At 60.9% G+C, this 26,667-nt stretch carries 22 protein-coding genes; 8 read left to right on the top strand and 14 right to left on the bottom strand.

The features are described from left to right. Positions 1–216: 216 nt before the first annotated feature. Entirely contained in the window at positions 217–1,254 is a 1,038-nt protein-coding gene (locus AC0J6G_RS07945; protein WP_475252908.1) for an AraC family transcriptional regulator, read from the bottom strand. A 10-nt stretch (positions 1,255–1,264) separates the two neighbouring features. After that, a complete protein-coding gene (locus AC0J6G_RS07940; protein ID WP_475252906.1) occupies positions 1,265–2,182 on the bottom strand; it encodes a GGDEF domain-containing protein in 918 nt (305 codons plus the stop codon). A gap of 401 nt (positions 2,183–2,583) precedes the next feature. On the opposite strand from AC0J6G_RS07940, the gene AC0J6G_RS07935 reads away from it, so the two are divergent. The 6 genes from AC0J6G_RS07935 (at position 2,584) to AC0J6G_RS07910 (ending at position 11,174) form a co-directional block, all read left to right on the top strand. Beyond that, positions 2,584–5,091 (top strand): TonB-dependent receptor, encoded by a 2,508-nt coding sequence (locus AC0J6G_RS07935; RefSeq protein ID WP_475252904.1) that lies wholly within the window; start codon positions 2,584–2,586, stop codon positions 5,089–5,091. Between the two features lie 71 nt (positions 5,092–5,162). Further along, positions 5,163–7,088 (top strand): phytase, encoded by a 1,926-nt coding sequence (locus AC0J6G_RS07930; protein WP_475252902.1) that lies wholly within the window; start codon positions 5,163–5,165, stop codon positions 7,086–7,088. Positions 7,089–7,187: 99 nt separating this feature from the next. Then, positions 7,188–7,898 carry a protein TolQ gene (gene tolQ, locus AC0J6G_RS07925; RefSeq protein WP_475252900.1) on the top strand — a complete coding sequence of 237 codons (711 nt, stop codon included), beginning with the start codon at positions 7,188–7,190 and terminating at the stop codon, positions 7,896–7,898. A 10-nt stretch (positions 7,899–7,908) separates the two neighbouring features. After that, entirely contained in the window at positions 7,909–8,352 is a 444-nt protein-coding gene (tolR, locus tag AC0J6G_RS07920) for a protein TolR (RefSeq protein ID WP_475252898.1), read from the top strand. Between the two features lie 11 nt (positions 8,353–8,363). After that, positions 8,364–9,155, top strand: coding sequence for an energy transducer TonB (locus AC0J6G_RS07915; RefSeq protein ID WP_475252896.1), 792 nt, complete (start codon positions 8,364–8,366; stop codon positions 9,153–9,155). A 63-nt stretch (positions 9,156–9,218) separates the two neighbouring features. After that, entirely contained in the window at positions 9,219–11,174 is a 1,956-nt protein-coding gene (locus AC0J6G_RS07910; RefSeq protein WP_475252894.1) for a PhoX family protein, read from the top strand. A gap of 140 nt (positions 11,175–11,314) precedes the next feature. Here the strand turns inward: AC0J6G_RS07910 and AC0J6G_RS07905 are convergent, their stop codons facing one another. Beyond that, entirely contained in the window at positions 11,315–11,683 is a 369-nt protein-coding gene (locus AC0J6G_RS07905) for an MmcQ/YjbR family DNA-binding protein (protein WP_475252892.1), read from the bottom strand. A gap of 17 nt (positions 11,684–11,700) precedes the next feature. After that, positions 11,701–11,979, bottom strand: a complete 279-nt coding sequence (locus AC0J6G_RS07900; RefSeq protein WP_090253882.1) for a peptidylprolyl isomerase — start codon at positions 11,977–11,979, stop codon at positions 11,701–11,703. Between the two features lie 142 nt (positions 11,980–12,121). Here AC0J6G_RS07900 and AC0J6G_RS07895 point away from each other — a divergent pair, with 142 nt between their 5' ends. Next, positions 12,122–13,348, top strand: a complete 1,227-nt coding sequence (locus tag AC0J6G_RS07895; protein WP_475252889.1) for a PilT/PilU family type 4a pilus ATPase — start codon at positions 12,122–12,124, stop codon at positions 13,346–13,348. An 18-nt stretch (positions 13,349–13,366) separates the two neighbouring features. Here AC0J6G_RS07895 and AC0J6G_RS07890 read toward each other — a convergent pair whose 3' ends face one another. The 10 genes from AC0J6G_RS07890 to AC0J6G_RS07845 form a co-directional block, all read right to left on the bottom strand. After that, positions 13,367–14,095 carry a substrate-binding periplasmic protein gene (locus AC0J6G_RS07890; protein ID WP_475252887.1) on the bottom strand — a complete coding sequence of 243 codons (729 nt, stop codon included), beginning with the start codon at positions 14,093–14,095 and terminating at the stop codon, positions 13,367–13,369. A gap of 70 nt (positions 14,096–14,165) precedes the next feature. After that, a complete protein-coding gene (locus AC0J6G_RS07885; RefSeq protein WP_475252885.1) occupies positions 14,166–16,121 on the bottom strand; it encodes an acetoacetate--CoA ligase in 1,956 nt (651 codons plus the stop codon). A 295-nt stretch (positions 16,122–16,416) separates the two neighbouring features. Next, a complete protein-coding gene (locus AC0J6G_RS07880; protein ID WP_475252883.1) occupies positions 16,417–17,319 on the bottom strand; it encodes a hydroxymethylglutaryl-CoA lyase in 903 nt (300 codons plus the stop codon). A gap of 137 nt (positions 17,320–17,456) precedes the next feature. Next, positions 17,457–19,418 (bottom strand): acetyl/propionyl/methylcrotonyl-CoA carboxylase subunit alpha, encoded by a 1,962-nt coding sequence (locus AC0J6G_RS07875; protein ID WP_475252881.1) that lies wholly within the window; start codon positions 19,416–19,418, stop codon positions 17,457–17,459. Positions 19,419–19,482: 64 nt separating this feature from the next. Beyond that, positions 19,483–20,277: a gamma-carboxygeranoyl-CoA hydratase gene (locus AC0J6G_RS07870; RefSeq protein WP_475252879.1), complete on the bottom strand. Its 795-nt coding sequence runs from the start codon at positions 20,275–20,277 to the stop codon at positions 19,483–19,485. A gap of 91 nt (positions 20,278–20,368) precedes the next feature. Next, positions 20,369–21,976, bottom strand: coding sequence for a carboxyl transferase domain-containing protein (locus AC0J6G_RS07865; RefSeq protein WP_475252877.1), 1,608 nt, complete (start codon positions 21,974–21,976; stop codon positions 20,369–20,371). Between the two features lie 104 nt (positions 21,977–22,080). Next, entirely contained in the window at positions 22,081–23,244 is a 1,164-nt protein-coding gene (locus AC0J6G_RS07860) for an isovaleryl-CoA dehydrogenase (protein WP_475252875.1), read from the bottom strand. Between the two features lie 29 nt (positions 23,245–23,273). Then, positions 23,274–23,675, bottom strand: coding sequence for a MerR family transcriptional regulator (locus AC0J6G_RS07855; protein WP_475252873.1), 402 nt, complete (start codon positions 23,673–23,675; stop codon positions 23,274–23,276). Positions 23,676–23,966: 291 nt separating this feature from the next. Continuing rightward, positions 23,967–24,188, bottom strand: coding sequence for a hypothetical protein (locus tag AC0J6G_RS07850; protein ID WP_475252871.1), 222 nt, complete (start codon positions 24,186–24,188; stop codon positions 23,967–23,969). Positions 24,189–24,318: 130 nt separating this feature from the next. After that, entirely contained in the window at positions 24,319–25,236 is a 918-nt protein-coding gene (locus AC0J6G_RS07845; RefSeq protein ID WP_475252869.1) for a LysR family transcriptional regulator, read from the bottom strand. A gap of 157 nt (positions 25,237–25,393) precedes the next feature. Here AC0J6G_RS07845 and AC0J6G_RS07840 point away from each other — a divergent pair, with 157 nt between their 5' ends. Then, complete coding sequence (locus AC0J6G_RS07840; RefSeq protein ID WP_475252867.1) at positions 25,394–26,623, top strand: acyl-CoA dehydrogenase; 1,230 nt, start codon at positions 25,394–25,396, stop codon at positions 26,621–26,623. The last annotated feature ends 44 nt before the right edge of the window (positions 26,624–26,667 follow it).

Raw genomic sequence — 26,667 nt, 5'->3', positions numbered from 1 at the left:
TCTGTTTCGGTTCACGTGTGTTGGTTGCCGGGATGGCCTTGCGCGTCCTCACGGGCCATTCAACGGGCAGCACTGTGCGGCTGACGCGGGCTGAAAAAACGCATCATTCAGCAGCCAGTTAGCTGTCGTCCTACGGGCAAGCGCGCAGCAGTTTATTAAAACCTTCGGCTAAAAACGATCAGCGATGTCGGGTATTTATCGCCTGAGCGTTATCAGCTAGCGCGCTTCAAATAACTGGCGCAGCGCGCTGGGTGAAAGCCCGGTCCAGCGTTTGAATGAGCGGCGGAAGTTGGTCGCGTCGTGGAAGCTGAGGAATTCAGCGATTTCCTCATTGCTGTACGCCTTGATTCGGTAGAGGTAGAGCGCTACGTGCTTACGCACCCGGTCGTGCTGTTCCTGATAGTGCGTGCCGTGTTTCTGCAGTTTGCGCTTGAAGGTCGCGGGGCTCATTTCGAAGGCGTGCGCGGCCTGCTCCAAACTCGGTGACTGACGCACGTTGGCTTGCAGCCAGGCATATAAACGGTCCAGCAGGCTGGCTTGATAACCAAGGTTATGCAGTTGCCGCGTGGCTTCCTGGCGCGCCACCGCACCGGCGGTGTGTGCGGCGTTGGGCCAGGCAGCGGTCATAAATTCGCGGGGCAGGCGCAGCATGTCCAGCTGGCTGTCGAAGTGCAGGTCTTCGCCTAGGTGCACCCAGTACTGTTCGATATAGCGCGGCTGCGCATGGGCGAAGTGGAAGCGCCACGGCAGCCGTTGCCCGGACAACCAGCGGGCCATCGCCACCACCGCCGTCATGCAGGCCTCGACCAGAAACCGCCAGTGCGGCCCGGCGCCGCTGCTGTCGACCCAGTAGAGGTAGGCGTGCTGTTCGTCGAGCAACAGCCGTGGTGCCAGCAGCGGGCTGAACAGCGCGCGCATCTCGATCAGCAGTTCCAGCGCCTGTTGCAGGTTGCCGGCCTGCTGTAGCGCCTGGCTGGCCGCGCCGTAGTAGCCAGGCAGCAAACGCTGGCCGAAGAGGAAGCTGGTGTCGTCGGCCTCCAGCAGCCGTTGTGCGTTATCGATCAGCGCCAGGAACTGCTGCGGGCTGATGCGTACCTCGCCAGCCAGGATGTCGTCGTAGAACAAGCCGGTGCCGCGCAGCAGGCGATGGGTATCGATCTCACGGCTGATGGCCAGGTCGATCAATGCCGCAGGTTGGTAGTGGGCGGCAATAAAGCGGCTGTCGCATTCGTACCAAGGCGTTTTCACGGTCATGGCATCCGCCTCAGGCGCGTTTGATAAAGGGCGGTTGTTTGGCTCGCGCCAGCGCCAGGTTAAGCCGTTGTAACAGGCTCTCGGGGCTGTCCTGCTGCGCCATCACCACCGCCACGCTGGCGCTAAGTTGCAGGCGCTCGCCATGCAGGTGGCTTTTATAGGCCAGGTGCTGCATGGCGGCTCGCAGTTCCAGGGCCAGATGCCGGGCCTGTTGTTCGCCGGTATTGGGCAGCAGCACAACGAAGCGATCGCCGGCCAGGCGACAGAGCAGGTCCTGGCGGCGCAGGTTGAGTACCATCACCTGGGACACCACCTGCAATACGCGGTCGCCCTCGGCGTGGCCGTATTCACGATTGATCCGGCTGAAATCGTCCAGGTCGAGGATCACCAGCGACAGCGGTTGTTGCTCGCTGTGCGCCTCCTGCAAGGCTTGCTGCAACTGCAAGCGCAGGTAGTCGGCCCCGCCCAGCGGCGTGACCTTGTCGAATAGGCGATGTTCGCGAAACAGACGCTCGCGTTTTTCCATCTGGCCGCTGATCGCCAGCTGTTCGCGGTGCCAGTGATAGATGCCCAGCGTCATCAGGATAAACCCCACGGGCATCGGTCCCGATTCCAGCCACTTGTCCCAGGCGATGCTTTCCGAAAGTTGCACGAACTCGTCGAGGGTATCCATCCACAGCGAGAAGAACAGGCATGCCAGGCCGTAGAACAGCAGGGTGGTGACTTGCCCGGCCGGGCGACTTTTCAGCAATAGGCCGATCCACACCAGCACCAGCAACGCCGAGCCGCCTTCACCGCCGATATCGGTCCAGTTCCATTCGCTTAGCGCCTTGAGCGTGCCGGCGCCGAGGTAGGCGAGCAGGCCGAAGTTGGCCGCCAGCAACAGGCCGGTGAGTTTCCATACGTGCAATTTCAGCAGTGGCGGCATGGCCAATAGGCTCCGCAGAGGGTAATGGCCGCCAGCACAACAGATGCAGATGACGGTTTGGTTGCAGTGGGGGAGGTCAAATTGGCTCAGGGTTGTTCGCGGATTTATTGCGCTTTACGGCGATCAGGCGGTTTCTGCCGGTGCGTGTGGGCGCATTTCTACCGAGCTATAGATGAAGAACTGCGCTAAACAGCGCACCGGCCTGCCGGGTAGTTGGCCGCTCGGCTGCGACGTTGCGGTCATTTCAGCTCAATTACGCACAAAAGCCCGCTAAAACCCGCTGATTTAGCGGTATTGCCGCACGTGCTGTCACAGAAGCGTCATCACTCCTGCCTAGCTTTCGCTCCCCAATAGCCCGGCCATTGCAGCCTGGCAGCGATCAATCTTGGGGAGGGTAGGTGATGAAGGTTCGCAGCAGTTCCGCTCGCAATTCGGGTTTGCATATCAGCGTGCTGGCCCTGGCGATTGCCTCTAACAGCCAGCTGATGGCGGCTGAACCGGCCACCGAATATGTCGAGGTGGTCGGCCAAGCTGTGAGTATCGACAAGGCGCTGAAAGAGCAGCGCAGTTCCGACAACGTCGAGAGCGTGGTGCACGCCGATGGCATCGGCCAGCTGCCGGACGACAACGCCGCCGAAGCGCTGCAGCGTATTCCCGGCCTGTCGGTTGAGCGTGACCAGGGCGAGGGGCGCTTTGTCAGCGTGCGCGGTATTGGCCCGGACCTGAACAGCGTGACCATCAACGGCACCCTGGTGCCCTCGCCGGAAAGCGACCGCCGCGCCGTGGCCCTGGATGTATTGCCCTCAGAGCTGGTGCAGTCGCTGACAGTGGTCAAATCCCTGACCCCGGACATGGACGCCAACTCCCTGGGCGGCACGGTGGAGGTGGAGAGCCTGTCGGCCTTCGACCACGAAGGCTTGTTCTACACCGGCAGCGCCGAAGGCAGCTACGACGAGAACACCGAGCAAACCAGCCCGAAGTTCTCCGGCGCGATCAGCGACCGTTTCAGCCTGGGCGACGGTATCGACAACTTCGGCGTGGCCGCAGCGTTGAGCTGGCAGGAGCGCGACTTTGGCTCGGACAACGTTGAAACCGGAGGCGCCTGGGACTTCGACAATGGCGCGCGGCTGGAAGAGCTGGAGCAGCGCGATTACGAAATCACCCGTGAGCGCACCGGCTTTGGCCTGAACTTCGACTACAAACCCGATGATCTCTCCAGCTACTACCTGCGCACCCTGTATAGCCGCTATCAGGACAGCGAAATCCGCAACGCCGCAGGCGTCGAATTTGCCGATGCGCAGTTGCCCGGTGAGCGTGGCGACGCCGAAGGTTACCGCGAGCTGAAAAGCCGCGAGGAAACCCAGGAAGTACAGTCCTACGTGCTGGGTGGCGAGCGCATGCTCGGGCTCTGGACCATCGGCGCCCAGGCTGGTTACAGCCGCTCCAGCGAAGACAGCCCGGAAGGTATTGCCGGCGCGACCTTTGAGGGCAATGACGACTTCACCGACGCAGGCTTCAGCGACAGCAAAAAGCCGCGGCTGAATATCGACTCGGCGTTCTACGACCCGAACAACTTCACCCTCGATAGCGTCGATTGGGAAAAGCAGAAAACCACCGATACCGAGCAGAACATCAAGCTCGACCTGGCACGCGACTACGACCTCAGCGGTTATGCCTCCCAGGTCAAGTTCGGCGGCAAGCTCAGCCGCCGGGAAAAGGACAACGATCTGGAAGCCTGGAGCTATGAGGACTTCGACACCTTTGGCCTTACCGATGCTCAGCTCAACCTAAGTCAGTTCACCAAGGGCTCGGTGGATTACGGCCTGGGCCGCTTTGGCCCCGGAATCAGCGACAAGGCCATCGAACGCCTGCTCGGCGGCTTGAACAAAGCCGACTTCTATAACGAAGAAGAGTCACGGGTGAATGACTTCGAGATCAGCGAAGACATCAACGCTGCCTATCTGATGAACAGCCTCGACATCGACGACTGGCGCTTTATCGCCGGTATGCGTTACGAGGGCACCGAGTTCGATGCCAAAGGCACCGGCATTCGCGATGGCGAATACGAGGCGACCCAAAGCGACACGCGCTATGAGCACTGGTTGCCTGGCCTGCATGCGCGCTATCAGCTCAACGCCAGCACGCAACTGCGCGCCGCCTGGACCAACACCGTGGTGCGGCCGACCTTTGGCCAACTGGCGCCAGGTTTCGTGATCGATGGTGGCGATGCCAGTTTTGGTAACCCGGAGCTTGATCCGCTGGAGTCGATGAACCTCGACTTTGGCATCGAGCATTACATGGGCCGTGCGGGCGTGATGTCGGCGTTCGTGTTCTACAAGGACATCGACAGCTTCGTCTACAACACCGACCTGGCTGGCACCGGCGAATGGATCGGTTTTGATGAGGCGCTGAGTTTTGCCAATGGCGACAGCGCCGAATTGTATGGCCTGGAGCTGGCCTACTCGCAGAAATTCGACTGGCTGCCCGCACCCTGGAACGGTTTGCTGGTAGGGGCCAACGCCACCTTTAGCCGCTCCGATGCGAGCATCGAAGCGCAGGGCCTGAGCCGTGACATCGACCTGCCGAATCAATCGGACACGGTCGGCAACCTGATGCTCGGCTGGGAAGACGACACGCTCAGCCTGCGTTTGTCCGCCAATTACAAGTCCGCTTACCTGGCCGAAGTCGCCGCCATCGACGACAAGGCCCATGACCTCTACGCCGATGAGCAGCTGTTTGTCGACTTCAGCGCCGGCTACTTCCTGACTCCTGCGCTGCAGTTGACCTTCCAGGCGCAGAACCTGACGGATGAGTCCTTCTACGTCTACAGCGGCCGCCGCGACTTCAACGCCCAGTACGAAGAGTACGGCCCGACCTACAAGCTCGGCCTGACCTTCACCCACTTCTGACCTGTATGCCGGCTGGGTGCGCCATGGGCGTGCCCGGTTGGCGGTTAAGTTTTCAGTAAGGATTTGCCTGTATGCATCTTTCGTTTGTTAAGAAAAACCTGTTGCTCGCCAGCCTAATCGCCTTGAGTGCTTGCCAGAACTCGGTGGCCGATAAACCCGCTGCAGCCTTGAGCCTGCAAGCGCTTGCCAGCCCAAGCATGAAGTCGGTCGAGGCGGCGCAATGGCTCGCCAGCGACAGCTTCTGGCCAGGTGCCGAGCGCCTGCAGAGCAGTGAGAAGCAGGGCCTGTTCGTGCTCGATGGTCAGGGCGCGACCCTGAGCCAACTGTCCGGCACCTTTGCCAGCATCGATCACCGCGTTGGCCCGCGCGGCCTGCTGGTGGCGGCGCTGGACGTCGACCGTCAGCAGGCGATGCTGGTCAACCTGGCGAACCAGCGCTGGGGCGAGCAGCTGTACCTTCCACAACCGGCGTACAAAATCGACGGCCTGTGCCTGTACCGCGATGCGGCGCACAACGCGTTTGTCTTCCTGATCGGTGAGGAGGGTATAGGCGAGCAGTGGCTGGTGGCCCAGCATGAAGTACCGCTGGCAACGCCCAAGCGTGTGCGCGGTATGAGCCTGCCACCGGCCAGTGAGCACTGCCAGGTGGATGATGTCGCCGAACGGCTGTACGTCAACGAAGAAGGCGTCGGTCTGTGGGCCTACGCCGCCCATGCCGAAGCTGATCTGGTACGCGAACCGGTAGGCCTGGTGCAACCGTTCGGTGATATCGGCAAGGCGCTCGCCGGTATGGCCGTGGTGCCGGGCGGCGTGCTGGCGCTGGATCCGGACAGCAACAGCCTGCACCGCTATCAGCATGGCGAAGCCGGTTGGCAGGCTCAGCCGGTACTGCCCCTGGGCAAGCTGAGCGAGCCGCAAGGTATTAGCGTGCGTGCCGTGGCTGGCGGCCTGGAGCTGTTGGTACGCGATGACGACGGCCTTCAGCGTGGGCAGTTGAACTGGCAGGCGCAAGCCCCTGAAGCGCAGCCGGCACTGCCGATTCTGCCGGTGCAGGTGCAAACCGACCCGGTACCGAGTTTGGGCGATGCCGCCGATGATCCGGCGATCTGGGTGCACCCGAGTGACCCGCGCAAGAGCCGCGTATTGGGCACCGACAAGCAGGGCGGCCTGCTGGCCTATGACCTGGCCGGCAAGCAGCTGCAGGACCTGCGCGTCGGGCGGATGAATAACGTCGATGTACGCGCAGGTTTTGATCTCAATGGCCAGCTGGTCGACCTGGCCGTGGCCAGCAATCGCGATCAGAACAGCCTGCAGGTGTTCGCCATCGACCGCAGCAGCGGCGAGTTGCGCAATCTGGGCCAGCTGCCCACGTCGCTCAAGGACATCTATGGCCTGTGCATGTTTAAGGATGCCGCAGGCGCCATCTATGCAATTCCCAATGACAAGGACGGCACCTTCCTGCAGTACCGCCTGAGTGCGGACGCGGGGCAGATCAAGGGTGAGCTGGTGCGCCAGTTCAAGGTGGCAAGCCAGCCAGAAGGTTGCGTCGCCGATGACCGCAACCAGCGCTTGTTTGTCGGCGAAGAAGATGTCGCGGTCTGGGCGCTGGATGCCCGCGCCGATGCGCCAACCCTGCTGGAGCAAGTGATTGCGGCCGGTGAGGTGGTTCATGACGACATCGAAGGCCTGGCTATTTACCAGGGCGCGACCCGTAACTACCTGGTGATTTCTAGCCAGGGCAACGACAGCTATGTGGTGCTTGATGCCACTGCACCTTATGCCGTGCGCGGTGCGTTTCGCATCGGCCTGAACGCACAGCTGGGCATCGACGGTGCCTCCGAAACTGACGGCCTGGACGTTACCTCGGCCAACCTCGGTGGCATCTGGAGCGCCGGCCTGCTGGTGGTGCAGGACGGTCGCAAGCGCATGCCCGAAGACCGGCAGAACTACAAATACCTGCCCTGGAGCGCGGTGGCTGAAGCCCTGGGCCTGGAATAGCCACGAGCGGAATACGCGAAGCCGTCATCAATCGGCAACACAAACGTAATCGAATAGCGGCCGAGGGTTTTCCTCGGCGCGCGATGCAAGGAGACACCCATGCACAACACCCTCGAACAGATGACCGTCTGGAGTCTGATCAGTGATGCCAGCCTGCTGGTGCAGGCGGTCATGCTCATTCTGCTGCTGGCCTCGCTGCTTAGCTGGTACCTGATCATCCAGCGCAGCGCCGTATTGCGCCGCAGCGAGCACCTGATGAAAGAATTTCAGCTGCGGTTTCGCAGCGGCCATGATCTGGCCCAGCTGTACCGTGAAGGCAGCGATAACGTCGATGAAGATGCCGGCTTGCAGCAGATCTTTCAGGCCGGTTACCACGAGTTTGTCCAGCTCAAGCGCGAGCCGGGGATTGCTGGTGAACTGGTGATCGACGGTGTCGAGCGCTCGCTGCTGGTGGCCATCAGCGAGCAGGAAGAACGCCTGGAGAAGGGCCTGCCGTTTCTCGCCACGGTCGGTTCGGTCAGCCCCTATATCGGCCTGTTCGGCACCGTCTGGGGGATCATGAATTCCTTTATCGGCCTGTCCCAGGTGCAGCAGGCGACGCTCTCCACGGTCGCCCCAGGTATCGCCGAAGCGCTGATCGCCACGGCCATCGGCCTGTTCGCAGCGATTCCTGCGGTGATCGCCTACAACCGCTTCAGCGCCCGTGTGGCCACCCTGACCACGCGCTACTACGGCTTTGGCAACGAATTGCAGGCGCGTCTGCACCGCAAACTGCACGCCGCCAGCAGCCACGTCAGCGCCGCCGCCTGAGGAACCCGCCATGCGCAAGCCGATAAACAAACACGCGCCCAAAGCCGAGATGAACGTGGTGCCTTACATCGACGTGATGCTGGTGCTGCTGGTGATCTTTATGGTCACGGCGCCGATGCTTACCCAGGGTGTCAAGGTCGAGCTGCCCAAGGTCGCCAGCGAAGCGCTGCCCACCGATACCCAGCAGCAGATCCTTACACTCTCGGTGCAGGCGGACGGTGGCTATTACTGGAACCTGGGCAGCGAGCTGAACACCGAACAGCAGACCGACCGCACCGTGGGCCTGGAGGAAATGACCGCTCAGGTCACGCAGATCATCGCCGAGCGGGGTGACACCCAGGTGTATATCCGCGCTGACGAGGCCGCCGACTACGCCACCGTAGTGGCCGGTATTGCTGCCTTGCAGAAGGGCGGGGTGAGCAACCTTGGCCTGATCACCGAGGCCCCGCAGTGAGCAGCGCGCTGATGGAAAATCCCGTTTCTGTTGTCTGGCCCAGATTGCCAATCTCGCGCCTGCGCAATGCCCAGGCCGCGCTACTGACTCTGGCCCTGCATGCATTGGTGCTGGCGTTGCTGCTGGCCAACTGGCCGGTGGAAAAGCCCGCAGCGCCGAGCGTCAGCACTATCAGCATGCAGCTGGTCAGCCTGCCGCCACCGGCGCCGGTGGTGGAAACCGCGCCTCCGCTGCCGGTCGAAGCCCCACCGCCGCAAGTGCGTGCGCCGGTGGAGCCGCAGATCGACCCACGTATCGCCCAGCAAAAACTGGAGCAGGCGGCTCTGGCGCATAAGCGTGTCGAGCAGGAGAAGCTTGCGCAGGAACGCCAGCGGATTGAACGCAAACGTCAGGAACAGGCTCGGCAAGAACAGCAAGAGCGCGAGCAGGCGCAACAACGCCAAGCCGCCGAACAACTTGCCGCGCAGCAGCGTCAACAGGCCGCCGATGCGGCTGCCGAGCAGGCGCGTAAAGCAGAAGCCGCTGCGGCGGCCAGCCGTCAGTACCTGCCGATTGCCAAGCAAGCACCGGCTTATCCGCAGCGGGCGCTGGACAAAGGCATTGAGGGTGAGTGCACCGTCAGCTACACGGTCAACACCCAGGGTCGGGTTGAGCAGCCGCACGTGGTCGGTGCCTGTCATCCCTTGTTTATTCGCCCGTCCTTGGCCGCGGCGCAGAGCTTTCGCTACCAGCCACGGGTGATCGAGGGCCGCGCCGTTGCTGTGCCCAATGTGAAAAACACTTTTACCTACCGCATCGAATAAACCCATGCCGCCACCCGTCCGTTCAATAGCGGGCGATGTGCGCCAACCTTTACGAGAGCCGTGATGAACCAGGATCACCAACAGTTTCACGCCAGCCTTGAAGCCCACGACGATGTGACCATCAACCCCAGTACCAACCCGGCGCTAAGTGACTTGCTCAGCCCGGCGCGGCGCAATGTGCTCAAGGGTGGCCTCACCTTGGCCGCGCTCGGTTTCTTCGCTGGCGGTATCAGTGCCTGCCGCAGTGCCGGGGCCAGCCCGCTGCTGGGTTTCAAGGGCGTACCGGTGCAGATTGACCCGCAATTCGACCGCGTGCTGGTTGCCGAAGGCTATAGCGCCACGCCGTTCTTCTCCTGGGGTGACCCGGTTGAGGGCGGCGCACCGCAGTGGAACCCGGACGGCAGCGACGACTGGCAGGCGCAGCTCAAGCAAGCCGGCGACAACCATGACGGCATGGATTTTTTCGCCTTCGACGGCGAGACCGATCGCGGCCTGCTGGTGATGAACCACGAATACGTCAACCCGCCGCTGCACCCCGGCAACCAGATCGACCAGAGCAAACCACGGCCGCTGAGTGAGGTGCGCAAAGAGCAAGCCGCCCATGGCGTGTCGGTGATCGAAGTGAAAAAATCCGCCGACGGCCAGTGGCAGCGGGTGATGGATTCTCCCTATAACCGCCGTATCAGCGCCCTGACTGCCATGCGCATCGCCGGCCCGCTGGCTGGGCACGCGCTGATGCAAACCGTTGTCGACCCGACCGGCTTGGAAGTGCTCGGCACGCTCAACAACTGCGCCACCGGCGTTACGCCCTGGGGCACCTTCCTCACCTGCGAGGAAAACTGGCACAACTACTTTATCAACCGTGATCAGGCCGACTACGCCACGCGCGTGTCGCACAAACGCTATGGCCTGGCCAAAGAGGGCACCAGCAAGAACTACGCTTGGGAAACCGCCGACCCGCGCTTCAACGCCACCCCCGATCCGCAGCAAGCACACGGCGGTTACGTCAACGAGCCGCATCGCTTTGGCTGGGTGGTGGAAATCGACCCCTTTGACCCGCAGGCGCAGCCGATCAAACGCACGGCTTTTGGCCGTTTCAGCCGCGAATGTGCGGCCCTGAGCCTGGGCGGTGACGGGCGCATGGCCTTCTACTCCGGCGACGATGCCAAGGGCGAGTACGTCTACAAGTTCGTCCCCAGCGGGCGCTTCGATGCGGCCAACCCCAAAGCCAACCGCAACCTGCTCGATGAAGGCACCCTCTATGTCGCGCGTTTCGATGCCGATGGCAGCGGTCAGTGGCTGGCCCTGGTGCACGGGCAAAACGGCCTAACCCGCGCCAGTGGCTTTGCCAGCCAAGCCGAGGTGCTGCTTAATGCCCGCGCCGCCGCTGACTTGGTGGGTGCAACGCCGATGGATCGCCCTGAGTGGGCAACCGTGCACCCCGCCAGCCGTGAGGTGTATGTGGCCCTGACTAATAACGATGGTCGTGGCGACAAGCAGCCCACCGACAAAGCCAACCCGCGCCCGCAGAACCTGCACGGGCAAATCCTGCGCTTTAACGAGCAGGGTGCAGACCCTACGGCCGAAACCTTCACTTGGGAGCTGTTCCTGCTCGCTGGTGAGCCGAAAGGTGCTAGGGATGGCAACGGCAAGGCGGTACCCGCCAACCTGACCGGCACCATCAACGGCGATATTTTTTCCTCGCCCGATGGTCTGGCCTTCGACAGCCATGGCCGCCTGTGGATTCAGACTGACTACGGTGACGATGAAGCGGCGATGCAGGCCATGGGCTGCAACCAGTTGCTCTGCGCTGACCCGAGCACCCGCGAGGTGCGGCGCTTTCTGGTCGGTCCGCGCGGCTGTGAAGTCACCGGCCTGGCCTGGAGCCCGGACGGCAAGGCGCTGTGGGCGAATGTGCAGCATCCCGGTATCAGCTACCCGGCCAGCGATGGCCAAACCCGGCCGCGCTCGACCACGGTGCTGATTACTAAAAATGATGGCGGGGTGATTGGCAGCTAAGCCAGTTTCCAGTGAGAGGGTGCATTACGAAAAAGGCAGCGATTACGGCCGCCTTTTGTCGTTCGGTGTTGCAGCCCGTGGCTGGACGAACTGCAGGACACTAAGACCTGCCAAGCTACTTTTGTGGGTTATCGCAGCGGCTAAGAGCCTGCTGCGGCTGGGTCGAGCAACAGGGCCAACTTCAGGCGTTTTGGAAGTTTACCGACGACCAGTTGGTGCGAGCGCGTCAGCAACTCTTGCAGTTCACCATCGCTCAGCGGGTAGGGCGCGGCCATGCTGATCCAGCGGGCGCGGGCCAGATAAGGAGCAGGGCGGATGCCGGGGCGGTCGCAATAACCGAGAAACAGATCGGCATCGACTTTAAACGCGAGCCCATCGCGGCTGTCCAGGTGGAACAAGGCAAACATCTTGCTCTCGGCCACCGAAAACACCCGTACGCCGCCCCATTTAATGTCCTCACGGGCACCCGGCAGGCTCAGGCAGAACGCGGCGATTTGCTCAAGGGTCATGCCAGAACGCTCTTGTGTTACTCGCGGTAGAAAACCTGCACCAGGTGATAGCCAAACTGGCTCTTCACTGGGCCGTGGACTTCACGCACCGGCTTTTTAAAAATCACCTGATCAATGGCGCGCACCATCTGGCCTGGGCGGACTTCACCCAGGTCGCCGCCTTTCTTGCCGGATGGGCAGGTCGAGTATTTGCGCGCCAGCACGTCAAACGCCTCGCCGGCGGCAATACGTTTTTTCAGCGCGGCGGCTTCTGCTTCAGTTTTCACCAGAATATGGCGGGCCATTGCCTTTGCCATGACGCAGTCCTCGTTTAGTAAAGGGCTATTGTGCCAGTATTTTCAATTGCTTAGCGCCAACCTTGAACGCCTGAATATTTCCCCAGGAAGGCTGGCCGATCTTGGCCTAACGTCATACATCCAACTTGTGGAATAGCGCCTTATGGACCTCAACGCCATGCTGAAAATCCTGTCCAGCCAGGACGGGTCTGATCTTTATCTGTCTACCGGTGCGCCGCCCTGCGCCAAGTTCAATGGCGTGCTCAAGGCGCTCAGCGCTGAATCACTGAAAGCCGGTGAGGTGGCGCAAATCGCCGACTCGGTGATGGACAGTGCGCAGCGCGAGGAATTTGAGCGTGAGTTGGAGATGAACCTGGCCATCTCGATTGCTGGGGTTGGACGTTTCCGTATCAACATTTTCAAGCAGCGCAACGAGGTGTCGATTGTCGCGCGCAATATCAAATTAGATATTCCCAAATTTGAAGACCTCAAACTGCCGGAGGTGCTGCTCAAAACGGTGATGGAAAAGCGTGGCCTTGTGCTGTTTGTCGGCGGTACTGGCTCGGGCAAGTCGACCTCCCTGGCGGCGCTGATCGACTACCGCAACCGCAACAGCGGCGGCCATATCATCACCATCGAAGACCCGGTGGAGTATGTGCACAAGCACAAAAAGTCGATCATCAATCAGCGCGAAGTGGGCGTGGACACGCGCAGCTTCCATGCCGCGTTAAAGAACACCCTGCGCCAGGCGCCGGACGTGATCCTGATCGGTGAGATTCGCGACCGTGAAACCATGGAGCATGCCCTGGCCTTTGCTGACACCGGCCACCTGGCGATCTCCACGCTGCACGCCAACAACGCCAACCAGGCGCTGGACCGTATCATCAACTTCTTTCCGGAAGACCGTCGCCCGCAGCTGCTGAATGATCTGGGTAACAACCTCAAGGCGTTTGTTTCGCAGCGGCTGGTCAAGACCATCGACGGCAAGCGCCGCGCGGCGGTGGAGGTGCTGCTGGGCACGCCGACTATTCGTGATTTGATCAAGCGCAATGAGTTTTCCGAGATCAAAGAAATCATGGAAAAGTCGAAAAACCTGGGTATGCAGACCTTTGATCAGGCGCTAATCGACCTGGTCAACGACGGCTCGATTGATGAAGAAGAAGCGGTGAAGAACGCCGATTCAGCGAATAACGTGCGGTTAAAACTTAAGCTTTATCGCGAGACGCCCGCTGCCGTGACTGCACCGCCTGCAGCCAGCGTGGCTCCAACACCCGCTGCTGCGCCGGCCGTTGCAACCAGCAGCTCTGCGGCCAATTGGGGCCTGGAATTAACGCTTGAAGATATCGATGAAGAACTGCCGCCAGAAGATCCAGGACGTGCGGGTATCTGAGGGCGATCAGTAAAGCCGTCAGCGCTGTTGCAAATAAGCATCCTGAATGGACTGGGCAACGCCTTCACGGCGAAGGGATTCAACTGACTGGCGCAGTTCTTCGACGATGACCTTGTCACAGCGCTTGGAACAAGCCAGGTAGAGGTCGTCACTCGACATGACGGGGCTCATGCGCAGCATATTCTGGCTACCGGGCCATTGGTATAAACCCTCGGGAACGCTGGTAAACCAGGCGTCCACGCGGCCCAGTTCAAGCATGCGCTCGGGGTTATCACCCAGTTTAAGACTGACGATTTGCTCGTCCGTAAAACCTTGGCTTTTAAGGATGTCTGCTTGTGCCGTGCCATGGCCAACGGCTACACGTTGATAGCGTTTGCGGGCCTCGGGAAAGTTTGCAACGGGCGCATCCAAACTGAAAAAAGCGCGCTCCATCACCATGATGGGCGCAATCCAGGTGTAGAGGCTCTCCCGCTGGGGTGAACGCGACATGGGGATAATCAACATGTTTTCCCCTCTGCTGACGCGCTGCTGAGCTCTGGGCCAGGGCGTTAGGTGCAGATGACTCAGGTAACCTGCCCTAGAGATGGCTGACAGCGCGACATCGCCGACCATGCCATATCCACCCTGAAAACTGATAAAGGTCAGGGGCGGGGCATCCGGCATATGTAGCTCAAGTATTTCCTTTGCATAAGCACCCCGGCACAGGGGTAAGAGCGAGATCGCAAGCACCAACCAACGTAAAACCACAGCATTACTCCAACGGTTCGTAGTTGGAGTATATGCACGATTTTAGTGACACGTTTGCAGTTGTTTGAGCTCAAACCAATAGTTCGGCAAGATCGCGATACAGCTCCAGCGCCTGCGGGTTGGCCAAAGCGTCGGTGTTTTTCACCGGTTTTCCATGCACCACGTTGCGCACCGCCAGCTCGACGATCTTGCCGCTGATGGTGCGCGGGATATCCGCCACGGCGATGATTTTGGCCGGCACATGGCGCGGTGTGGTGTTGGCGCGGATCACCTGGCGGATTTGCGTTTGCAACGCATCGGTTAGCTCGACACCTTCGCGCAACCGCACAAACAGCACCACGCGCACATCGTCGTCCCACTCCTGGCCGATGGCGATGGATTCCAGCACTTCTTCGACCTTTTCCACCTGACGATAGATTTCCGCGGTGCCGATACGTACGCCGCCGGGGTTGAGCACCGCGTCACTGCGGCCGTGAATCACCAGGCCGCCATGGGCAGTGATCTCGGCGTAATCGCCATGGGCCCAGATGCCGGGGAAGGTGTCGAAGTAGGCGGCCTGGAACTTGCCGCCATCTTCATCCTTCCAGAAGCCCACCGGCATGGACGGGAAATGCTGCGCGCACACCAGTTCGCCTTTTTCGCCGGTCACAGGCGCGCCTGCGTCATTCCACACCTGTACGTCCATCCCTAAGCCCTTGCACTGCAATTCGCCGCGCCACACCGGCAGCACCGGGTTGCCGAGGGCGAAGCAGGAAACGATATCGGTGCCGCCGGAAATCGACGACAGGCACAGATCGGCTTTGATCTCGCGGTAGACGTATTCGAAGCTCTCGTGAGACAGCGGCGAGCCGGTCGACAAAATGGCTTTAAGCCGCTGCAGCCTGTGCGTGTTGCCCGGTTTGGCACCGGCTTTTTCCAGCGCCGCGAGAAACTTGGCGCTGGTGCCGAAGATGCTGATGTTTTCCGCGTCGATCAGGTCGATCAGGCGCTCGGCGCCCGGGTGGAAGGGCGAACCGTCGAATAGCACCAGGGTCGCGCCCAGCGCCAGGCCAGAGACCAGCCAGTTCCACATCATCCAGCCGCAGGTGGTGTAGTAGAACAGGGTGTCGTCGGCTGTCAGATCGGTGTGCAGGCCGAGTTCCTTGACGTGCTGCAGCAGGGTGCCGCCGGTGCCATGCACGATGCACTTGGGCACGCCGGTGGTGCCGCTGGAATAGAGGATATACAGCGGGTGATCGAAGGGCACTTGAGTGAATTCGGGCTCGCCAACGGCCTGGTAAAAGTCCTGCCATAGCGCGACTTTTGCCGCCGAATGGAAGTCGGCGGCTTTGGCTTGGCTGTTGGCGTAGGGCACCACAATCAGCTGCTCGAGCGAGGGCAGGCGTTCGAGGATTTCGTTGAGTTTGGCGGTCAGGTCGAGATGTTTGCCCGCATAGCGGTAACCGGCGGCGGCGATCAGTACTTTAGGTTCTATTTGGCCGAAACGGTCAATCACGCCCTGCGTGCCGAAGTCGGGTGAGCAACTCGACCAGGTCGCGCCGAGGCTGCTGGCGGCGAGCATGCCCACAACGGTTTGCCAGGTATTGGGCATAAAGGCCGCGACGCGGTCACCGATACCGACGCCAGCGGCGCGCAGGCTGCGTTGCAGGCCGGCGACATGGGCGGCCAGTTCGGCATAGCTCAGTTGTTCGCGCGCGCCGTCCTCGCCAATCGCGATCAGGGCAGGGTGGTTATCGCGGCGGCGCAGCAGGTGTTCGGCAAAATTCAGCGTTGCACCAGGAAACCAGTGCGCATTGGGCATGGCGCGGCCTTCTTGCAGCACAGCTTCGGGCTGGCTGCTAAAGCGCACGTCGAAGAAGTCGACCACCGCCTGCCAGAAGGCTTCACGCTGCGTAACGCTCCAGGCGTGCAGGGCCGGGTAGTCGGCCAGTTGCAGGCTGTGGCGCTGATTGACGAAGCGGCGAAAGCTGTCCATCCGCGTGGCGGCGATACGTTCGGCCGAAGGCGTCCACAGGGGCTGTTGCATGGTGCTTCCTCATCATTGTTATTGTGCCTGCGCGATGAGCGGGCTGATTGCTGCAAGCCTACTGGCTGGCACTGGGCTTGCGTCGAACTGCGCGAGACTGATCCTGATCGGCAGCCAGCGCGCCTGTAGCCACGGTGTAACGCTGCCCGGCAGCCTGCAGAGAACCTGACGGGTGCGCTTTACGGTACGTAAATAAAACCTTACAGCTAACGTAGCGCGGATAAGCCTTGGAGCAATCCGGGGCTGCTTTTGGACGACAATTCCCGGATAAGCCGCGTGCCGCGGCTTATCCGGGCTACGCGCTTGCAAGGCGCGCCCGCGCCACCCGTGAGCCGTTGGGTTTATCCAGTACCGTGCAAATGCGCTGGCCAGCTGCGATCAGCCGTTCCATATCGATACCGGTTTCGATGCCAAGACCCTGCAGCAGGTACAGCACATCCTCCGTCGCAACATTACCGGTAGCCCCCTTGGCATAGGGGCAACCGCCCAGCCCGGCAACTGAGCTGTCAAACACGCTGATGCCTTCCAAGAGACTGGCGTAGATATTGGCCAGCGCCTGGCCGTAGGTGTCGTGGAAGTGCCCGGCCAATTTCTCGCGTGGGATATCACGGCCCACCACCTCGAACAACCTGCGCGTATCGCCAGCAGTGCCAGCCCCGATGGTGTCGCCCAAAGACACTTCATAGCAGCCCATGGCAAACAGCTCGCGGGCGACCATGGCGACTTGCTCGGGCGGCACAGCGCCGTCATAGGGGCAGCCCAGCACGCAGGAGACATAACCACGCACACGGATGCCATGTTGTTTGGCCGCGTCCATGACCGGAATAAAACGATCCAGGCTCTCGCGGATTGAGCAGTTGATGTTCTTCTGCGAGAAGGCTTCCGACGCGGCAGCAAACACCGCCACTTCGCGCACGCCTGCTTCCAACGCGCTTTCAAAACCTTTCAGGTTGGGGGCTAGGGCCGCGTAGGTAATGCCGGGGTGTTGCTCGATCTGCGCAAACACGTCGGCGCTGCCCGCCATTTGCGGCACCCACTTGGGCGAAACAAAGCTGCCCACCTCGATGTAGCGCAGGCCAGCAGCGGACAGGTCATCGACCAGGCGCACCTTGTCGGCCACGCTGATCGGCTGTTTCTCATTCTGCAAACCATCACGCGGGCCGACTTCGACCAGGCGGACTTGTTTGGGTAGGATCATCGTTGCCTCGTTGTTCTCCGTGATGGGTATCGCGTTGCTCAACCCATCCTACATTGCTGTGCTTTGCCTGTAGGAAGGGCTTTAGCCGCGAGCTTTTTATCGCTGTTGTCGCGGCTAAAGCCCCTCCCACATATCCGCTAATCGCTGGCTTCTTCCAGCTCCACCAGCACGGCACCTTCGCTGACCATTTCGCCCTCGCGGCAATATAGGGCCTTGACCGTCCCGGCCTGTGGCGCGCGGATGCTGTGTTCCATCTTCATCGCCTCCAGCACCACCAGCGCGGTGCCGGCTTCTACGTCCTGGCCGGCTTCGACCAGCACCCGCACGATACTGCCGTTCATCGGGGCTGTCAGGCCGCCGTGTTGCTGATGGCTGGCTTCGACTTCGGCAATCGGGTCGAAGCGGGTGACCGTGTGCAATTCACCGGCATAGTGCAGATAGAGGATATCGCCCTGGCGAATGGCGCGCAGACGACGCGCCACCTCTGCAGGAGCAAGCTCGCTCCTACAGGTCAACCAATCGCCGTTCAGGCGTGCGCTATTGTTGGGGCGCACTTTGCGCTCGCTGCCGTTGCAACTCAGGTGCAGATCGATTTCAGCCGGTAAACCCAGGCGCAGGCCGTTGTTATGTGACCAGGGCGAGTGATAGTCATCATGGCGCTGCAGCGGCGCTTCGCTCTGCACAAAGGCATCGGCCGCCAGTTGCCAGAACTCGTCCGGCAGCTCAATCACCGGCGGCAGCAGTTGGGCTTCATGGCGCGGGATAAAGCCGGTGTCCAGTTCGGCAGCGGCAAAGGCCGGATGGGCCAGCACACGTTGCAGGAACGCCAGGTTGGTTTTAACGCCGCCGACGCAGGTTTCCTTGAGCATGGCCAGCAGGCGCAGCCTGGCTTCCTCGCGGTTCTCGCCCCAGGCGATGAGTTTGCCGAGCATCGGGTCATAGAACGGCGAGACTTCATCACCTTCGCTCACCCCGCTGTCGACCCGGCGGCCTATGCCGGGCGCAGCTTCGCGGTAGAGTGCCAAGGTGCCGGTAGCAGGCAGGAAGTTGTTGTCTGGGTCTTCGGCGTACAGGCGCACTTCAATGGCGTGGCCCATCAGCGGCACCTGTTCTTGAGTGATCGGCAGCACCTCGCCGCGGGCGACGCGGATCTGCCAAGCAACCAGATCCAAGCCGGTGATCAGCTCGGTGACAGGATGTTCCACTTGCAGACGGGTGTTCATCTCCATAAAGAAGAAGTCGCCGCACTCATCCAGCAAAAATTCCACGGTGCCCGCGCCGACATAACCGACAGCCTGCGCCGCCTTGACTGCCGCTTCGCCCATGGCGCGGCGCAGTTCGACGGACAGTCCCGGCGCTGGGGCTTCTTCGACGACCTTCTGGTGACGGCGCTGGATCGAGCAGTCACGTTCATTCAGGTACAGACAATGGCCATGGCTGTCAGCAAACACCTGAATTTCCACATGGCGCGGCTTGAGGACGTATTTTTCCACCAACATGCGCGCGTCGCCGAACGACGATTGTGCCTCGCGCTGGGCGCTGGCCAGGGCTTCGGCCAGTTCGCTTTCACGCTCGACCACCTTCATACCTTTGCCACCACCACCGGCAGCGGCTTTCAGCAGCACCGGATAACCAATCTGCTCAGCCGCCGCACGGAAGGTTTCAACATCCTGTGCTTCGCCGTGATAACCCGGCACCAATGGCACACCAGCGGCGTCCATCAACGCTTTGGCGGCGGATTTGCTGCCCATGGCGTCAATGGCAGAGGCGGGTGGGCCGAGGAAGATCAGCCCGGCGGCTTCAATGGCACGGGCAAAATCGGCGTTCTCTGAAAGAAAGCCATAGCCCGGATGGATCGCCTGAGCACCGCTGGCCTTGGCCGCGGCAATGATCTTGTCGATCAACAGGTAGCTGTCCGCCGGCTTGGCACCGCCCAGGTTCACCGCCAAATCGGCTTCGCGCACATGGCGGGCGCCTGCGTCGATGGCGCTGTGGACCGCCACGGTTTGGATGCCCATGGCCTTGGCCGTGCGCATCACGCGGCAGGCGATTTCACCACGATTGGCCACCAGCAGGGTGTCGATAGGCTTGAGGCTCATGGGTTTGGCTCCTGCCGGAGGTATGGGCGTTCAACCAGCCGGCTATTGCGGGGGATATTCATGCTTATTGCTCCTGCCAGGCGGGTTTACGTTTATCCAGAAAGGCGCGCAGACCTTCCTGACCTTCAGCGCTGACGCGGATGCGGGCGATGGCGTTTTCTGTGTAACGGCGCAGCGCCGGGGTGAGCACGCCGCTGCCGACTTCGCGCAGTAAATCCTTGCTTGCCAGCATGGCCTGCGGGCTATTGAGCAGCAGCGTGTCGACCCACTCGACCACGGCTTGCTCCAACTCCTCGCTGGCATAGCACTCGGCAAACAACCCCAGTTCCTGAGCACGCTCACCGCTAAAGCGCTCGGCCGTCAGGGCATAGCGCCGTGCGGCGCGCTCGCCAATCGCCTGCACGACAAAGGGGCTGATCACCGCCGGTGCCAGACCGATGCGTACTTCGGACAGGCACAATTGGGCGTCAACGGTGCCAATGGCCATGTCGCAGCAGCTGATCAACCCGAGCGCGCCGCCAAAGGCCGCACCTTGCACCACCGCCAGCGTGGGGATCTTTAGCTGATACAGGTTGTGCATCAGCTCGGCCAGTTCGCGCGAGTCGGCCAGGTTGGCGGTGTAGTCCAGGGTCGCCGCGTGTTGCATCCAGGCTAAATCCGCGCCGGCAGAGAAGTGCTTGCCACGGCCGCGCAGCAGCAGGAAGCGCAGGCTTTTGTCAGCCATCACCGCGTCGAGGGCGAGAATCAGCTCGCGGATCATCTCGGCGTTAAAGGCGTTGTTCTTCTCTGCGCGGTTGAGCCAGAGCGTGGCAAAGCCGCGTGGGTCTTTCTCAAGTTGTACGGTGGTGAAGTCGTTCATTGTGTTCGACTCGAAGAATGAGTTGGCTCTGTGGGAGGGGCTTTAGCCGCGACAAGGCGAAAAGTATCGGGGCTGAAGCCCCTCCCACGAATTACATGCGGAACACGCCAAATCTGGTCGGCTCGATTGGCGCATTCAGGCTGGCAGACAGCGCCAGGCCGAGTACGTCGCGGGTTTGCGCCGGGTCGATTACACCGTCATCCCACAGGCGGGCGCTGGAGTAGTAGGGGTGGCCCTGACGTTCGTACTGTTCGAGGATCGGCTGCTTCAGCGCGGCTTCTTCTTCGGCGGAAAAGTTCTGCCCGGCGCGGGCAGCCTGTTCGTGTTTGACCTGCACCAGCACGCCAGCGGCCTGTTCGGCACCCATCACGCCGATGCGTGCATTCGGCCACATCCACAGAAAGCGCGGGTCATAAGCGCGGCCGCACATGCCATAGTTACCGGCGCCGAAGCTGCCGCCGATGATCACGGTGAACTTCGGCACCTTGGCGCAGGCCACGGCGTTGACCAGCTTGGCGCCGTGCTTGGCGATGCCGCCGGCTTCGTACTTCTGCCCGACCATAAACCCGGTGATGTTCTGCAAAAACAGCAGGGGAATGCCGCGCTGGCAGGCCAGCTCGATAAAGTGCGCGCCTTTTTGTGCGGACTCGGCAAACAAAATGCCGTTATTGGCCAGGATCGCCAGCGGGTAGCCGTGGATATGCGCAAAGCCGCACACCAAGGTTGCACCAAACAGCGCCTTGAACTCATCGAATACGCTGCCATCGACGATGCGGGCAATCACTTCGCGCACATCAAAGGGCTGCTTGGCGTCGGCCGGAATCACCCCGTACAGCTCATCCAAGCTGTACAGCGGGTTGATTGGCGCACGAGCGTTCAACACGCCGAGCTTGCGCCAGTTCAGGTTGCTGATGCTGCGCCGTGCGAGGGCCAGAGCGTGTTCGTCGTTGTCGGCGTAATGGTCGGCCACGCCTGAAGTTTTGCAATGCACATCGGCGCCGCCGAGGTCTTCGGCGCTGACCACCTCACCCGTGGCGGCTTTTACCAGCGGCGGGCCGGCGAGGAAGATGGTGGCCTGGTTACGCACCATGATCGCTTCATCCGCCATGGCCGGCACATAAGCGCCGCCCGCAGTGCAAGAGCCCATGACCACGGCGATCTGCGGGATGCCCATGGCGCTCATATTGGCCTGGTTGAAGAAGATCCGACCGAAGTGCTCGCGGTCCGGGAACACTTCATCCTGACGCGGCAGGTTGGCGCCGCCGGAATCCACTAGGTAGATGCACGGCAGGCGGTTCTGCTGGGCGATGGTTTGCGCGCGCAGGTGCTTTTTCACGGTCAGCGGGTAGTAGCTGCCGCCTTTTACCGTGGCGTCGTTGGCCACGATCATGCATTCCACACCCTCGACCCGGCCGATACCGGCCACTACGCCAGCCGCCGGCACCTCTTCGCCATACACCTCATGGGCGGCCAGCTGGCCGATCTCAAGAAACGGTGAGCCGATATCCAGCAGGCGGTTGATTCGTTCACGTGGCAGCAGCTTGCCGCGCGAGGTGTGACGCTCCTGAGCCTTGGCACCGCCGCCTTCATGAACGCGGGCGAGTAGGGCGCGCAGGTCGTTGACCTGGGTGAGCATCGCCGCACTATTGGCGGCGAACTCCGGCGAGCGGGTGTTGATCTGGGTGTGCAGAATGGCCATCGAGTTGGCTCCGGTTCAATGCGTAGGGTGGATGGCGCTTTATCCATCCACCGTCTCTGGTGGAAAACGCTTTGCGGTTTTCCACCCTGCATCAGGCAACTGCCTTACTTCGTTTCGTTAAACAGTTCTCGCCCGATCAACATGCGCCTGATTTCGCTGGTGCCAGCGCCGATCTCGTAGAGCTTGGCGTCACGCAGCAGGCGGCCGGTGGGGTAGTCGTTGATATAACCGTTGCCGCCGAGAATCTGGATCGCATCAAGGGCCATTTGTGTGGCGCGTTCGGCGGTATAGAGAATCACCCCGGCGGCGTCCTTGCGCGTGGTTTCGCCCCGGTCGCAGGCTTGCGCGACGGCGTACAGGTAGGCGCGGCTGGCGTTGAGTTGGGTGTACATGTCGGCGACTTTGCCCTGAATCAGCTGGAACTCACCGATGCTTTGGCCGAACTGCTTGCGGTCGTGGATGTAGGGCACGATCACGTCCATGCAGGCTTGCATGATCCCGGTTGGGCCGCCGGACAGCACCACGCGCTCGTAATCCAGGCCGCTCATCAGCACGCGCACGCCGCCATTAAGCTGGCCGAGCACGTTCTCCTCTGGCACTTCAACGTTGTCGAAGAACAGCTCACAGGTGTTGGAGCCACGCATGCCGAGCTTGTCGAACTTGTTGCCGCGACTGAAACCCTTCCAGTCACGCTCGACGATAAAGGCGCTGATACCGTGTGCGCCCTTGTCCAGGTCGGTTTTGGCGTAGATCACGTAGGTGTTGGCGTCTGGGCCGTTAGTGATCCAGGTCTTGCTGCCGTTGAGCACATAGCGATCGCCATGCTTATCGGCGCGCAGCTTCATGCTCACCACATCGGAACCGGCATTCGGCTCGCTCATCGCCAGAGCACCGATATGCTCGCCAGAGACCAGCTTGGGCAGGTACTTGGCCTTCTGCTCAGGCGTGCCGTTGCGTTTGATCTGGTTAACGCAGAGGTTGGAGTGTGCGCCGTAAGAGAGGGCGACCGAGGCCGAGCCTCGGCTGATTTCTTCCATGGCGATCACGTGGGCCAGGTAGCCCAGGCCAGAACCGCCGTATTCCTCTTCAACGGTGATGCCGAGCAGGCCCATGTCGCCAAACTTCTTCCACATATCGGCGGGGAACTGGTTTTCGCTGTCGATAGCGGCGGCGCGTGGGGCCAGCTCACTGGCGACGAAAGCCTGGATTTGCTCGCGCAGTATGTCGATAGTTTCGCCAAGGGCGAAGTTGAGGGACGGATAGCTCATGGTTCCACCTGTAAGAATTGTTATTAGGTTTAGGAGGTAATTAATTGTTTTTGATCAGTTTCAGCTAGAGCCGCCAAACAGCGTTCTTCGGCAGTGTCCAGTTCAAGCTGCATCTGTTCGATGTCCAATAACTGCTGCTGCAACTGAGCACGACGCTCGGCGATCTTGGCCATAAAGGTGTGCAGCTGCTTGTGATTGCCGTGCACGGGGTCGTACAGCTCGATCAGCTCCTTACATTCGGCAAGCGAGAAACCAATGCGCTTGCCGCGCAGAATCAGCTTGAGGGCGACTTTGTCTTTAGCGCTGTAGACACGCTCCTGGCCACGGCGCTCGGGGCTGAGCATCTGCTGCTCTTCATAGAAGCGAATGGCGCGGGTGGTGATGTCCAGCTCGCGGGCCAGGTCGGAAATGGAGTAGGTGATAATGGGCATACGGCGGCGCTCTTGCTTACCTTTACGTTAACGTAAGCTTGCAGGTAAGTTTAGTCAACCCGCGTGAGTGAGCATCAAGCGAGGGGCGTTTTTAGTGGTGTGGGAAGGTTTTAAAAACAGTGGCTTAGCGTTTTAAGCTAAATATTTGCTGAGGTGTAAGGCCGCTCGCTAGCGGGATATGGCTGCTCTGGTATGAGCTGTGGCTAGGTACTGCGCAGCATGAAGGGGGGGGATCGCTCAGCACCCGAGCCTGAGCGGTTAATCCGCCGGGTGCTACAGCTTAATAAAGGCTTACGGCTTTCTACCGGCAAAACCGAACAGCAAGCCGCCCGCGAGTATGGCGCCGATGCCGGCCCAAACCGGAACGTTAACGCGTTCTTTCTCCTGCACCGAAAATTCGATGGGGCCGAGCTTCACTGCAGTGCTGTCCTTGGTGTAGCTGAAACCGCCGTACAGCAGCCCCAACAAGCCCGCCACGATCAGCGCGATAGAGATAAGCCGGATTGAATTCATGGTGTGATCCTCGTGCGGCGCCTGAGCTAATCGCCTGCGGTTTCAAAGGCAGGGCCGTCGGGCATTGAAACACAGTGATGGCCACTGCAAGGCGATTTCCTTCACCGCTGATGGTGCGATGCACCCACCGTTAAGCTTTCTTTTCCCGGGCCACAGCCTGTTGGGATATTTCGATGATCTGCTCACGCATCCAGCGGTTGGCCGGGTCCTGATCAGTGCTTTCGTGCCAATAGATGTGAGTTTCCAGCGGAGTCATGTCCTTGATCGGCAGTTCAACGAAGTGCAGATCATTACGCCGAGCGAAGCGTTCCGGCACGGTCATGGCCATGTCGGTGCTCTGCAGCACGGTGGTGGCCATCAAGTAATGCTGTGAGCGCAGGGCGATCTTGCGCTGAATACCCATGCGGCCCAGCGCCAGGTCAACATGACCGAGGCCACTGCGGCGGCTGGAGATATGGATATGGGTCAGGGCCATGTATTCGTCCAGGCTGATTTTATCTTTAGCCATGGGGTGGCCACGGCGCAGGGCGCAGACGTAGCGGTCTTCCATCAATTTAACGTGGCGCACCTGCGGGTCGGTGTTAAGCGGTGCGTCCACTGCAAAATCCAGGCGGCCGGCGGCCAGCTCCTTGGTGGTTTCGCGACGCCGCGCGAGCATGCTCTCGATATTTACGTTGGGTGCCATGCGCCGTAGACGCTGGAACAGCGGCGGCAGGATGATCGCTTCAGTCAGGTCGGTCATGCTGATGCGGAAGGTCTTGTTGGCCTGTGCCGGGTTGAAAATACGGCTTTCCTGCACCGAGATGCGCAGCTGCTGCAGCGCGTTGCGCACCGGGCCGATGATGTTCTGCGCCATTGGCGTGGGCACCATGCCTTGGGCGGTGCGCACGAACAGCGGGTCATTAAAGGTTTCACGCAAACGAGCCAGGGCGTTGGAAACAGCAGGCTGGGTAATGCCGACGATTTGCCCGGCGCGGGTCAGATTGGCCTCGGTGTAGATGGCATCGAAGACGACAAAGAGGTTGAGGTCGACCTTGTTGAGATTCATGACACGCTCGCTCCGCAGATTGTTGTTATCGATGGATCATATATCGGTGATGAATGTTTATACACGCTGAGAATAGATTAGATAAATTTTTAGCCCTGCTCTAGCATCATTTCACCTCATCGAATTCCCTAAAAATCAGTGTCAGAAGGTAGCCACCATGGATTTCGCCTACTCCCCCAAGGTTCAGCAGCTGCGTGAGCGCGTCACCGCGTTTATGGAGACCCATGTCTATCCCGCCGAAGCCGTGTTCGAGCAACAGATCAACCAAGGCGACCGCTGGCAGCCTACGGCGATAATGGAAGAGCTGAAGGCCAAGGCCAAAGCCGAAGGCCTGTGGAACCTGTTTCTGCCGGACTCAGAACTTGGGGCTGGGCTGACCAATACCGAATATGCGCCGCTGGCCGAGATCATGGGCAGTTCGCTGATCGGCCCTGAGCCGTTCAACTGTGCCGCGCCGGACACCGGCAATATGGAAGTGTTGGTGCGCTACGCCAACGACGCGCAGAAAGAGCAGTGGCTCAAGCCGCTGCTGGACGGCACCATCCGTTCCGCCTTCGCCATGACTGAGCCCGGTGTAGCGTCCTCGGATGCCACCAATATGCAGGCCAGCGCCGTGCGCCAGGGCGATGAATGGGTGATCAACGGCCGCAAATGGTGGACTTCCGGGGCGTGTGATCCGCGCTGCAAAATCATGATCTTCATGGGGCTGACCAACCCGGATGGTCCGCGCCACGCCCAGCATTCGATGATTCTGGTGCCGATGGACGCCCCCGGCGTGAAGGTTGTGCGCCCGCTGCCGGTATTTGGTTACGACGACGCACCGCATGGCCATGCCGAAGTGCTGTTTGAAAATGTCCGCGTGCCCTACGAGAACGTGCTGCTGGGCGAGGGCCGAGGGTTTGAGATTGCCCAGGGTCGCCTTGGCCCAGGCCGCATTCATCACTGCATGCGCTCCATCGGCATGGCTGAGCGTGCATTGAAACTGATGTGCGAGCGCTCGATCAGCCGCACCGCCTTCGGAAAGCCGCTGGCGCGTCTGGGCGGCAACATTGATCACATCGCCGACTCGCGCATGGAAATCAACATGGCACGTCTGCTGACGCTGAATGCGGCGTACATGATGGACACCGTGGGCAACAAGATCGCCGCCAGTGAGATCGCCCAGATCAAGGTGGTCGCACCGAACGTGGCGCTGAAAGTGATTGACCGCGCCATCCAGATTCACGGCGGCGCCGGGGTTTCCAACGACTTCCCGTTGGCCTACTGGTACGCCATGCAGCGTACCCTGCGCCTGGCTGACGGCCCGGACGAAGTGCACCGTGCAGCGATTGGTAAGTTTGAAATTGGCAAATACGTGTCGAAAGACGTGATGAAAGCCAGCCGTTAAGGCGTTTCAGCTGCACAGCACAAGGCCCGCAAATGCGGGCCTTG

The sequence above is a fragment of the Pseudomonas sp. TS_SC_3 genome (assembly GCF_056156225.1).
This window is presented reverse-complemented; position numbering and strand designations above follow the sequence as displayed.

Excerpts from the sequence above, each read along its gene's own strand:
- AC0J6G_RS07945 (WP_475252908.1), bottom strand. The coding sequence starts at position 1,254 with ATGACCGTGAAAACGCCTTGGTACGAATGCGACAGCCGCTTTATTGCC.
- AC0J6G_RS07940 (WP_475252906.1), bottom strand. The coding sequence starts at position 2,182 with ATGCCGCCACTGCTGAAATTGCACGTATGGAAACTCACCGGCCTGTTG.
- AC0J6G_RS07935 (WP_475252904.1), top strand. The coding sequence starts at position 2,584 with ATGAAGGTTCGCAGCAGTTCCGCTCGCAATTCGGGTTTGCATATCAGC.
- AC0J6G_RS07930 (WP_475252902.1), top strand. The coding sequence starts at position 5,163 with ATGCATCTTTCGTTTGTTAAGAAAAACCTGTTGCTCGCCAGCCTAATC.
- tolQ (WP_475252900.1), top strand. The coding sequence starts at position 7,188 with ATGCACAACACCCTCGAACAGATGACCGTCTGGAGTCTGATCAGTGAT.
- tolR (WP_475252898.1), top strand. The coding sequence starts at position 7,909 with ATGCGCAAGCCGATAAACAAACACGCGCCCAAAGCCGAGATGAACGTG.
- AC0J6G_RS07915 (WP_475252896.1), top strand. The coding sequence starts at position 8,364 with ATGGAAAATCCCGTTTCTGTTGTCTGGCCCAGATTGCCAATCTCGCGC.
- AC0J6G_RS07910 (WP_475252894.1), top strand. The coding sequence starts at position 9,219 with ATGAACCAGGATCACCAACAGTTTCACGCCAGCCTTGAAGCCCACGAC.
- AC0J6G_RS07905 (WP_475252892.1), bottom strand. The coding sequence starts at position 11,683 with ATGACCCTTGAGCAAATCGCCGCGTTCTGCCTGAGCCTGCCGGGTGCC.
- AC0J6G_RS07900 (WP_090253882.1), bottom strand. The coding sequence starts at position 11,979 with ATGGCAAAGGCAATGGCCCGCCATATTCTGGTGAAAACTGAAGCAGAA.
- AC0J6G_RS07895 (WP_475252889.1), top strand. The coding sequence starts at position 12,122 with ATGGACCTCAACGCCATGCTGAAAATCCTGTCCAGCCAGGACGGGTCT.
- AC0J6G_RS07885 (WP_475252885.1), bottom strand. The coding sequence starts at position 16,121 with ATGCAACAGCCCCTGTGGACGCCTTCGGCCGAACGTATCGCCGCCACG.
- AC0J6G_RS07880 (WP_475252883.1), bottom strand. The coding sequence starts at position 17,319 with ATGATCCTACCCAAACAAGTCCGCCTGGTCGAAGTCGGCCCGCGTGAT.
- AC0J6G_RS07875 (WP_475252881.1), bottom strand. The coding sequence starts at position 19,418 with ATGAGCCTCAAGCCTATCGACACCCTGCTGGTGGCCAATCGTGGTGAA.
- AC0J6G_RS07870 (WP_475252879.1), bottom strand. The coding sequence starts at position 20,277 with ATGAACGACTTCACCACCGTACAACTTGAGAAAGACCCACGCGGCTTT.
- AC0J6G_RS07865 (WP_475252877.1), bottom strand. The coding sequence starts at position 21,976 with ATGGCCATTCTGCACACCCAGATCAACACCCGCTCGCCGGAGTTCGCC.
- AC0J6G_RS07860 (WP_475252875.1), bottom strand. The coding sequence starts at position 23,244 with ATGAGCTATCCGTCCCTCAACTTCGCCCTTGGCGAAACTATCGACATA.
- AC0J6G_RS07855 (WP_475252873.1), bottom strand. The coding sequence starts at position 23,675 with ATGCCCATTATCACCTACTCCATTTCCGACCTGGCCCGCGAGCTGGAC.
- AC0J6G_RS07850 (WP_475252871.1), bottom strand. The coding sequence starts at position 24,188 with ATGAATTCAATCCGGCTTATCTCTATCGCGCTGATCGTGGCGGGCTTG.
- AC0J6G_RS07845 (WP_475252869.1), bottom strand. The coding sequence starts at position 25,236 with ATGAATCTCAACAAGGTCGACCTCAACCTCTTTGTCGTCTTCGATGCC.
- AC0J6G_RS07840 (WP_475252867.1), top strand. The coding sequence starts at position 25,394 with ATGGATTTCGCCTACTCCCCCAAGGTTCAGCAGCTGCGTGAGCGCGTC.